Origin of the sequence: Neisseria sp. HMSC070F02 (assembly GCF_001814225.1) — a bacterium.
In the GTDB taxonomy this organism is placed as follows: domain Bacteria; phylum Pseudomonadota; class Gammaproteobacteria; order Burkholderiales; family Neisseriaceae; genus Neisseria; species Neisseria meningitidis.
Genome location: NZ_KV815422.1, coordinates 1 through 10,421, shown reverse-complemented (window position 1 = coordinate 10,421; position 10,421 = coordinate 1). Strand labels below are relative to the sequence as shown.

Here is a 10,421-nt window from a genome sequence, read left to right as displayed (position 1 = left end):
AGAGGGCTAGGGAGAGGGTTTGTTGCGGATGCGGAAAATTCGGTTTGGTCGGTAACCGCATCGCCTTCTCCTTCGGAGGCGGAAGTAGTTTGCTGTTGGTTCGGCGATTGCAGTCCGCCCAGTTTAAACCCGTAAGCCAACGGCGCCACTGTAATCATCAGCGGCTCATGCGCCGACAAGAAGCCCTGCCAGTCGGACACAGGTTTGGCTTTCAAACCGTTTTGCTGCAAGAAACCGAGCATGGTTTCGCGCCGTCCCAAGCTTTCGGCGCACAGCAAAATCCGCCCGTCAAAGGTCGTCTGAAAATCCTTCAATGCCTGCAACGGCTCGTCGGATTGGCGGTTGACGGCAAGGTCAGGCAGGGTGTGTTCCTTGCCGGAAACATCGGGCAGCACTTGTCCGTAGTTTTTCAGACGGCCTGCAAAAACATCAGCAGAGAGATACAAATGCTGTGGAAGCAAAGGCGGATAGGTTTCGTCGCCCTGCGCCATCGCGTAACGGGATTTGACATCGCTCCAAAAGCGGTTTGCCTCGGCGTGAACATCGCCCAAAGAGACAAACAGCGCGTCTTCGCCGATATAGTCAAACAGCGTTTCCAGCTCGTTTTCAAAAAACAGCGGCAGATAATATTCCACGCCCGCACCGAAGTGGCCGTTGCTTACTGCTTTGTACACAGCCGCATCGTTCGGATTACCATCGACTTCCTCGCGGAAGCGGCTGCGGAAGATTTTTTGCGCCTCGCTGTCGGTGGGGAATTCGTGCGCCGGCAGCAGGCGGATTTCGGAAACGGGGGAGATGGTGCGCTGCGTGTCCGTATCAAAGGTTTTGATGCTGTCGATTTCATCGTCAAACAAATCGATGCGGTAGGGCATTTCGCTGCCCATGGGGAACAAATCGACAATGCCGCCGCGCACAGCGAACTCGCCTGCCGCAACAACGTGGGAAACATGGTTATAACCTGCATCCACCAAATCGCTTTTCAGACGGCCTATATCCAAAGTCTGTCCTGTTTTCAGCCAAAACGTGCGCCCCGCCAAAAACGGCACGGGCGGCAGCTTCTGCATCGCCGTGGCAACCGGCACAAACAACACGTCCGCCGCGCCGCTCTTAATCTGCCACAACGCCGAGAGCCGCTCCGACACCAAATCCTGATGCGGAGAAAAACGCTCGTAAGGCAGCGTTTCCCAGTCCGGCAAGAACACCGCCGTGTCGTGCGGACGGAAAAACCGCCATGCCGTCTGAAGGCGCAACGCCTGTTCCGCATCTTGGGTCAGCACGACCTTGAGCCGCTTGTGCGGCAGATAACGCGCCAAAGCCAAGGGCAGCGAGCCTTGCGAAAGATTGGGCCAACGGGATTTTTCACGGGGTTTGGGGATGGGGTAGGTCATAGTGCGGCAATCGGCGGACAGTGATGCAAACGGTCATTTTAGCACGGGAGGGTGCGCGATGCCGTCTGAAAAGCCGGCGGATTGTTGCCCGGCGCACTTTGTGGTAAAGTTTAGAAAATCAACTCTAAACTGTGGCAGGCGGTTTGACCGGCCGCCGATTAATGGGAACCGACAGAGGAAGCCGATGATACACACCGAACCGAGCGCGCAGCCGTCAACTATGGACACGGCTGCTTTTTTAAAGCACATCGAATCCGCATTCCGCCGCATTTTTTCAGACGGTATCGACCTGATGCGATACCTGCCCGAAGACAAATGGCTTGCCTTGAAGCAGGCGGGTTTGCTGTTGCCCTTCCTCGACAAAAGACACGGCGGCCGCAAGGGCAGCCAGTTTGAAATTCAGGAAGTATTGCGGATTGCGGGGCATTACGGCGTACCCGTTACGCTGCGTACCGGCATCGAAGGCGCGCTGGTGTTGCAGCCACTGCAAGAGTTCGGCGATGAAGCGCAAATCGCACAGGGTTTGGACATGGTTTTCAAAGGCGAGGGCGGCGGTTTGGGCGTTACCGAACCCGAAACCTCCGGCGCGGCGATTGCCCGAGAAATGCAGTCTTACTACGAATATACCGACGGACAAACCATTTACGTCAACGCCGCAAAATACTGGCAGGGCAACTCGCAAAGCGACTTCCTCCTCGTTGCCGCCAAAGAACGCAAAAACGGCAAACTCGCCAAAGTCATCGACCTGCTGCTCGTCCCCAAAACATACATCCGCTGCGAAACCCTCGCATCCGAAGGCTTGCGCGCCGTCCGTTACGCCGTCAACCGCATCGATGCCGAAATGCCTGCAACCGCCGTGATGAAACTCTCCCAGAGCGACGCCGCAGGTTTGCGCGCGTTCCAAAACATCTTTATCCGCAGCCGCCTGCAACTGATCGGCATGACGCACGGCATTATGGAATACATCCTTGAAAACCTGGAACGATACGTCCGCAACGACATCAGATTCGTCGATTACGAACGCCGCGAAATCCGGCGCCGCCATCAGGTTTCCGAGATTCTTTACCGCTACGTCTGCCATTCCGTTTCGCCCGTTGCACCCGTCGCCCATCAGCTGATGGAGGCGAACATCGTCAAAACCCTCGCCACGGAATACACTTACGCCGCCGCGCAAATGTTGCAAAAACTTTTGGGCGCGAAGGGTTTTGAACGCGGACACACCGCCGGCAATATCGCTATCGACATCCGCCCCTTCACGATTTTTGAAGGCCCGAACGATATGCTTTATGCCGAAATTTACGACCAGTTCGTCCGCGCCACCGCCGAAGAAAAAGAAGCAGGCATGAAGTTGGACAAAAACCAAACCCTGCTCGACCGCCTGCAAACCGATGCCCGCTTTGCCGCCGTCGCCCGCGACTACACTTTGCCCGAAGACATCCGCAGCTTCCTGCAGGAACACACCCTGACCGACGCCTGCGCCCTGCAAAAAGTCTTCATCGGCAAAATCATCGCCCGACTCTTTGTCTTCGTACAGGCGGAACACGAAGACACCGCAGCCTTCCTGCTGAACGACATCCGCAAAGATATATTGGACTGCCGATATTGCGGATAGCGGGCAAATACGGCGGCATACGGATTTCAGGCGGTGCAAAAGGCAACGCGCGGTATTCCACAAAGCCGCCGATTGCGGCGGATGCCGCATTTCGCACCGCGCCCCTTGCGCCGCTTTCCCACTTACCCTATTTGTTCGGAACATATTTATGAAAAAGAGAAAAATACTGCCGCTGGCAATTTGTTTGGCGGCTTTGTCTGCCTGTACGGCGATGGAGGCACGCCCGCCCCGGGTAAATGAAGCCCAAGCCCCCCGCGCGGATGAAATGAAAAAAGAAAGCCGCCCCGCGTTTGACGCGGCAGCCGTACCGGTATCCGACAGCGGGTTTGCCGCCAATGCAAATGTCCGCCGTTTTGTGGACGATGAAGTCGGGAAAGGGGATTTTTCCCGGGCGGAATGGCAGGATTTTTTTGACAAAGCGGCTTACAAGGCGGACATCGTCAAGATTATGCACCGACCCTCCACATCGCGTCCGTGGTATGTGTTCCGCACGGGAAATTCGGGCAAGGCGAAATTTCGCGGCGCGCGCCGGTTTTATGCGGAAAACCGCGCGCTTATCGATGATGTGGCGCAAAAATACGGCGTGCCTGCCGAACTTATCGTGGCGGTTATCGGGATTGAAACGAATTACGGCAAAAATACGGGCAGTTTCCGTGTGGCGGACGCATTGGCGACCTTAGGCTTTGATTACCCCCGCCGCGCCGGGTTTTTCCAAAAAGAATTGGTCGAGCTTTTAAAGCTGGCAAAAGAAGAAGGCGGCGATGTTTTCGCCTTTAAAGGCAGCTATGCGGGCGCAATGGGGATGCCGCAATTTATGCCTTCGAGCTACCGGAAATGGGCGGTGGATTATGACGGGGACGGACATCGGGACATATGGGGCAACATCGGCGATGTCGCGGCATCGGTTGCCAATTATATGAAGCAGCACGGTTGGCGCACGGGCGGGAAAATACTGGTGTCTGCAACATTGGCGCCGGGTGCGGATGTTCAGGCAATCATTGGCGAAAAAACCGCCCTGACGCGGACGGTGGCGGATTTGAAGGCGTACGGCATCATCCCCGGCGAAGAGCTTGCCGATGATGAAAAGGCGGTTTTGTTCAAACTGGAAACCGCACCCGGCGTGTTTGAATATTATTTGGGCTTGAACAATTTTTATACGGTATGGCAGTACAATCACAGTCGGATGTATGTAACGGCGGTCAGGGACATTGCCAATTCGCTTGGCGGCCCGGGATTGTAATGTTTTTTAAAATGCCGTCTGAACCACGTTTCGATTCAGACGGCATTTTTGCATCCTTTTATGGGGATTTCCCGCATCAGGGCGGTATTCGGGGCGAATCCCGCTTCAGACGGCATTGCCGGTCAAGGCTTGTCCGAAGGAGGATGTCCCTGTTCTTTGGCGGGCGGGAGGAAAAGTATGCAGGGATTGCTTTTAATCTGATTCCAAAAACTTTTAATCAGATTGCGGATGCTGCCGATTTTCGTGCCGCGCGAGCGCAGGGCGACGAAGAGGGCGAGGCTGAAACTGACGCAGAGGTTGACCAGGCCGATGGCGAGGACGCTGAAAATGCCGAGTACGAACGTGCCCAAACCGACGTTGCCGCTGACGGCGGCATAGCCGAGGTTGGCGGAGGAAAAGGCGACGTGGCGGATGTCCAGCGGCAGCCCGAGGAGGTGTCCGAAATAGCCGGTCATACCCAAGAGCATCCCGAAGATGAAGTTGCCTACCAACGAGCCGTAGTGTTTGTGGATGTAGGCGGCGAGGACGCGGCGGGGCCCGGGGCGCATGATTTTACGCAGCAAGGGGTTGAAAGGCAGGCGTTGGCGCAGGTTGAGGTAGTCGGCGCGGTTGTCGAAAAAACCTGCGATGATGCCGGAGCAGAACAGCCACAGACCTGCAATGGCGGCATACCACAGCGTCGGGTAAGCGATGATGTCTATGGATTTGAACTGGTAGGCGGCGGTGTGGGCATCGAGTATGGGCTGCCGGTACAGATGGGCATAGCCGAACGATATGGCGCACGCCAAAAGGATGGCGATGGAAACGTTGCCGAAGACGGCGACGCTTTGGGAGCGGCATACGTCGATGAGGAGCTTGGCGAGTTTGTTGTCCACCGCTTTGCCGCCTTCGTTGAGATCGACCTGTTCGGCAAAGCTGGCGGCAGTCATCGCGGGCTGCTTGGTGGCGACGGTGCAGTGCAGCATATGGATGATCATAAAGCCGATGCCGTAGTTGAACCCGGCCGACAAGGAAGTGAGGAAGGGGCTGAGGCCGAGTGTGCCGATGCGGATTTTGAGCAGCGCCATCAGGGCGATGATGACGCCGCCGCCTGCCGCCGAGTAGAACATTTTGAAATATTCTTTGCGGTTGCGGGTGATGTAGTGTTCGCCGTGGTGGCTTTTGTTTTCGGTAATGCTGCGGGCGAGCATACGGATGCTGCTGCGGCGCAGGTGGCGGGTGCTGTATTGTTCGACCGCCGCGTAGATGAGGGAGTTCATCAGCGCGATGGTCAGGCGGTTGCTGTTGCCGGCGCCGGTTTGGATGTCGGTGAGCAGCTTCAGACGGTCTACGGTCTGCCGGAGCCGTTCGAGCAGGTGGGCGACTTTGACCGACGAACCGGAGCCGGCGCCCGTCCCTTTGCGGCGCAAATAGTCAATCTGGCTGAAACATTGGTCGAACATCACCTCGAGGTGGGCGGTGTCGTAAGGCGCAGTGCTGTTGCGGTAGTGTTCGACCAGTTTGGCGGTTTCGCGCTGGAGGGCGACGAAGGAAGAATCGGCTTCCAGCAGGCGCGGGGCGATGCGGATGAGGTCGGGTTCGATGGCTTCGGATGCCGTCCAGACAGACAGCATTTCGATGGCGCGCAAACGCGCATCGGCAAGGCGGATGCCCGCCGTCTGCAATTTGGACGGTTCGGCGTGGCTTCGGATGAGTTCGTATAAAACCAGCCATTGGCGGATATTGAGCGTTTGCAGCCATTTGTCGTCGTTTTCGGAATGGAAAAGATAAAGGAAGACTTCGCCCAAGTTGGCAAAATCTTTATATGACGGGCTGAAGCGTTCGTATATGCGTATGCCCATTTCCCGGGCAAAGCTGTGGCGCGAGAAGATGCCGAGTTTGATGAGTGCCGGATAAATGTGCACCTGCGCGAGCCAGATGTAAAAACACCGGCTGAAGCGGGACAGTAATTCCCTGTCTTGTTTGAATGTGTCGATAATCAGGTCGAAACGTTCCCCCGCACATTTTTTGCCGCCACGGCGCAAAAATTTAATCAGTGCGTTGAGGACGTTGACAAAATCGGTATGTCCCAAGCTTTCCGAAAGCAGGGGGCGCAGGTTTTGAGGGGTAATTTTCTTCATATCAGCCATTGTACCGCATCGGCAATCCAGCGTTAAACGCCCCGATGGCGGGGAGGGCGCGCCTGCGGAAGGCGGCGCATTTTCCGCTAGTTTGAAATCAAACTATATTAATGATATAATAAATATCGATAAATCAATCTGATAGAATAATCCGTATTGATTTTTAATTTTTTCGATTATAACAATTTCGGCCGGTTTGTGCATTTCGTCATCCGGAAGCCGGTATTTTACCGGCAGGTTTTGACCGCTTTGCCCGATGACCGGGTTTGTCTGTTTTTAACAAAGGAGTGAGAAGGTTTGTCCCTGTCTGAATTTATAGAACGCCGAACGTCATTTAATCCGATGGTTATTTTGACGACTTTGTTTTTTGTGTGTGTTTTGGTGGTATTGGTTTTAACCGTGCCGAATCAGGTGCAGATGTGGCTCGATCGGGCAAAAGAAGTCATTTTTACCGAGTTCAGCTGGTTTTATGTTTTAACGTTTTCCATTTTTCTGGGTTTCCTGCTGATACTCTCGGTCAGCAGTTTGGGAAACATCAGGCTCGGACGGGATGAAGATGTGCCGGAATTCGGCTTCCTGTCGTGGCTGGCGATGCTGTTTGCGGCCGGGATGGGCGTGGGTCTGATGTTTTTCGGCGTGGCAGAGCCGTTGATGCATTATTTTTCGGACATTACGGCCGGCACGCCGGAACACAGGCAGCAGCAGGCATTGCTGCACACGGTGTTCCATTGGGGCGTTCACGCTTGGTCGGTGTACGGTACGATTGCATTGGCTTTGGCTTATTTCGGTTTCCGCTACAAGCTGCCGCTTGCCCTGCGTTCTTGTTTTTATCCCCTGTTGAAAGAAAAAATTTCCGGAAGGTTCGGCGATGCCATTGATATTATGGCGTTGCTTGCTACTTTTTTCGGCATCATCACCACATTGGGGTTCGGGGCTTCGCAACTGGGCGCCGGATTGCAGGAAATGGGCTGGATTGCCGAAAACAGCTTCAGCGTGCAGGTTTTGATTATCGCCGCCGTCATGTCCCTCGCCGTCGTTTCGGCAATATCCGGCGTGGGGAAGGGCGTGAAGGTGTTGAGCGAGTTGAACCTGAGCCTTGCGTTTTTGCTGCTGTTTTTTGTTTTGGCGGCGGGTCCCACTGTTTACCTGTTGTCGGCATTCGGCGACAACATAGGGAACTACCTCGGAAATCTGGTGCGCCTCAGTTTTAAAACTTATGCGTACGAACGGGAACACAAGCCGTGGTTTGAATCTTGGACGGTGCTTTATTGGGCGTGGTGGTGTTCTTGGGCGCCGTTTGTGGGTTTGTTTATCGCGCGCATTTCAAAGGGGCGCACCATCCGCGAGTTTGTCTTCGGGGTTTTGCTCATCCCCGGCCTGTTCGGCGTTTTGTGGTTTACCGTCTTCGGCAATACGGCGATTTGGCTGAATGACGGGGTTGCGGGGGGAATGCTCGAAAAGATGACCTCCTCTCCGGAAACGCTGCTTTTTAAATTCTTTAATTACCTCCCCCTGCCCGAATTGACGAGCATCGTCAGCCTGCTGGTCATTTCTCTGTTTTTTGTAACTTCTGCCGATTCCGGGATTTATGTCCTGAACAATATTACCTCTCGGGACAAAGGCTTGAGCGCGCCACGGTGGCAGGCGGTTATGTGGGGCGTGCTGATGTCTGCCGTTGCCGTTTTGCTGATGCGCTCGGGCGGACTCGGCAACCTGCAGTCTATGACCCTGATTGTTTCCCTGCCGTTTGCCCTGCTGATGCTGATAATGTGTTTCAGCCTGTGGAAAGGCTTGAGTGCGGATAAGAAATATTTTGAGACCCGGGTTAACCCTACCAGTGTATTTTGGACGGGCGGCAAGTGGAAAGAACGGCTGGTGCAGATAATGAGCCAGACGCAGGAGCAGGATATTTTAAAATTCCTCAAACATACCGCATCGCCCGCTATGCACGAGTTGCAACGGGAGCTTTCGGAAGAATACGGCTTGAGCGTCCGGGTCGATAAGATGTTTCATCAGGACGAGCCCGCAATCGAGTTCGTCATTCGGAAAGAGACGATGCGCGATTTTATGTACGGGATTAAGTCTGTCGGGCAGGATGTATCCGACCAGTTGATTAACGACGGCAAGCTGCCGCATATCCGGCATCAGACAACTTACAAACCCTACGCTTATTTTTTCGACGGGCGCGTCGGGTACGATGTGCAGTATATGAACAAGGACGAGCTGATTGCCGACATTTTGAAAAACTACGAACGTTATTTGATGTTGTTGGATGATGTCGGTCAGGAACTGATGGCGCACGAGCAGGTGGAATTGGCAGAGTAAGTGCCTTATCTCTGGCGTTTGCCAAAAAAAATGCGGTGAATCAGATTCACCGCATTTTTTTTGCCGGACGGGGCTTCGGACGGCACGGCGTTCATTTGTTTCCGTCAAACTGCTCCTTCAACACCCGTTTCAATACCTTGCCCGTAGCGTTGCGCGGCAGCCCGTCTTTAAAGTGGATTTGTTTGGGGATTTTGAAATTTGCCAGCACGGTACGCAGGTGGCGGCGGATTTCGTTCTCGCCCAAATCCATACCTTCCTTCAATTGGACGAAGGCGACGATTTCCTCGTCGGCATAACGGTCTTTCACGCCGATGACGGCGGCGGCTTCGACGGCATCGAGTTTGTAGATTTCTTCTTCGATTTCGCGCGGATAGACGTTTTGACCTTTGGAAATAATCAAATCTTTTTTGCGGTCGACGATAAAGATAAAGCCGTCTTCGTCTATGGTAACGAAATCGCCCGTTTTCAACCAGCCGTTGACGATGGTTTCATCGGTGGCGGCAGGCATATTGAGGTAGCCCCGCATCACCGAACCGCCCCTGACGATCAGTTCGCCCACTTCGCCGCGCGGCACTTCGACCAATTCTTCATCGACGGCTTTGGCTTCCAAACCGGGCAGGGGGATGCCGACGCTGCGGGCTTTTTGCCTCTCGGGCGTATTGACGGCGACGACGGGAGAGGCTTCGCTCAGTCCGTAGCCTTCCAGCAATTTGGCGCGAGGGAACTTGGCTTTGAAATCGAGGATGGTTTGTTCCGCCAAAGGCGCACCGCCGCTGATAAACAGGCGAATGCGGTTGAACCATCTGAAATACCAAGGGATTTTCGCCTTGCTCATTGCGGTGTAAATCGCGGGTATGCCCAAAAACACGGTCGCGCGTTTGAGCAGGGCCTGTTTCAAAACGTTGGAAAACGGAAAAACGGATTTGACCAAAATAATCGAACACGCCATATAAATCGGCAGCAGCACCATAGCCGTCAGCGTGAAGCTGTGGAACATCGGCAGGAAAACGATAAAGCGGTCGCGTTTGGAGATTTTAAAGATGCGTTCGATGCCGTTCAGGTTGGCGAACAGGTTGGCGTAGCTGATTAGCGCACCTTTGGGATGCCCCGTCGTGCCGGAGGTGTAGATGATGTGTGCCAAATCATTTATCCGGGGTTGGCGGCCCAAGTCGGGTTTTTCGGGGAAGCGGCGCACGTCTTCAAAAAAGGCATCGCCTTCCGCCATTTCGCCGTCCGGACGGCTTTGGCCCGTCCAAATGATTTTTTCGACGGGCGTTTGCGCCTTCAAGCCCGCCAATTCTTTTGACAGGCCGGCCGAGGCGAACAGGAAGCGCGCCTTGCAGTCGTTCAGGATATACGCGTATTCGCTGTTTTTCAAAAATGTGTTCATCGGTACGGCAACCGCGCCGATGGCGGATACGGCGAAATAGGCGGTAATAAATTCCGTGGAATTGGAAACCGCCAGCGCGACCGTGTCGCCGAACTTCACGCCGATATTTTGCAGATACGCCGCAACGGCTTCGGCTTCCTGCTTGAGCGCGCGGTAGGCGGTTTTTTCCTTGCCGTCGAACACTGCCGTGCCGTTGCCGTTTTTGCGGCAGGCGGCGGTCAGCATTTCGTAGAAATTGGCATAAGTCCGGTTCATGAAACTTCCTTTATGGTTGCGGACGGAGAACGCCCTCATTTGAAAACAATATGCCGACGGATTCGCATTTGAAGTGCAACTTTCCCTAACA

Annotated in this window: 5 protein-coding genes and 1 pseudogene; 3 read left to right on the top strand and 3 right to left on the bottom strand. The window is 54.5% G+C overall.

What is annotated here, in order from left to right:
- Positions 1 to 1,388: pseudogene (locus HMPREF2959_RS05335) on the bottom strand (transcription-repair coupling factor); the annotation flags it as partial.
- A gap of 184 nt (positions 1,389 to 1,572) precedes the next feature.
- Here HMPREF2959_RS05335 and HMPREF2959_RS05330 point away from each other — a divergent pair.
- Together HMPREF2959_RS05330 and mltB are read left to right on the top strand one after the other, a co-directional pair.
- Positions 1,573 to 3,000 (top strand): acyl-CoA dehydrogenase family protein, encoded by a 1,428-nt coding sequence (locus HMPREF2959_RS05330; protein WP_002220891.1) that lies wholly within the window; start codon positions 1,573 to 1,575, stop codon positions 2,998 to 3,000.
- Positions 3,001 to 3,148: 148 nt separating this feature from the next.
- Positions 3,149 to 4,240, top strand: coding sequence for a lytic murein transglycosylase B (gene mltB, locus HMPREF2959_RS05325; RefSeq protein WP_002220892.1), 1,092 nt, complete (start codon positions 3,149 to 3,151; stop codon positions 4,238 to 4,240).
- 122 nt (positions 4,241 to 4,362) lie between these two features.
- Here mltB and HMPREF2959_RS05320 read toward each other — a convergent pair whose 3' ends face one another.
- On the bottom strand, positions 4,363 to 6,369 hold the full coding sequence (locus HMPREF2959_RS05320; RefSeq protein WP_002217085.1) for a site-specific recombinase: 2,007 nt from the start codon (positions 6,367 to 6,369) through the stop codon (positions 4,363 to 4,365).
- Between the two features lie 288 nt (positions 6,370 to 6,657).
- Between HMPREF2959_RS05320 and HMPREF2959_RS05315 the strand changes: the two genes are divergently transcribed.
- The gene (locus HMPREF2959_RS05315; protein ID WP_002213396.1) at positions 6,658 to 8,685 is read left to right on the top strand and encodes a BCCT family transporter; all 2,028 of its coding nucleotides are present in this window, start codon (positions 6,658 to 6,660) and stop codon (positions 8,683 to 8,685) included.
- Positions 8,686 to 8,776: 91 nt separating this feature from the next.
- Here the strand turns inward: HMPREF2959_RS05315 and HMPREF2959_RS05310 are convergent, their stop codons facing one another.
- Positions 8,777 to 10,330, bottom strand: coding sequence for a fatty acid--CoA ligase (locus tag HMPREF2959_RS05310; RefSeq protein WP_002243563.1), 1,554 nt, complete (start codon positions 10,328 to 10,330; stop codon positions 8,777 to 8,779).
- Between the last annotated feature and the right edge of the window lie 91 nt (positions 10,331 to 10,421).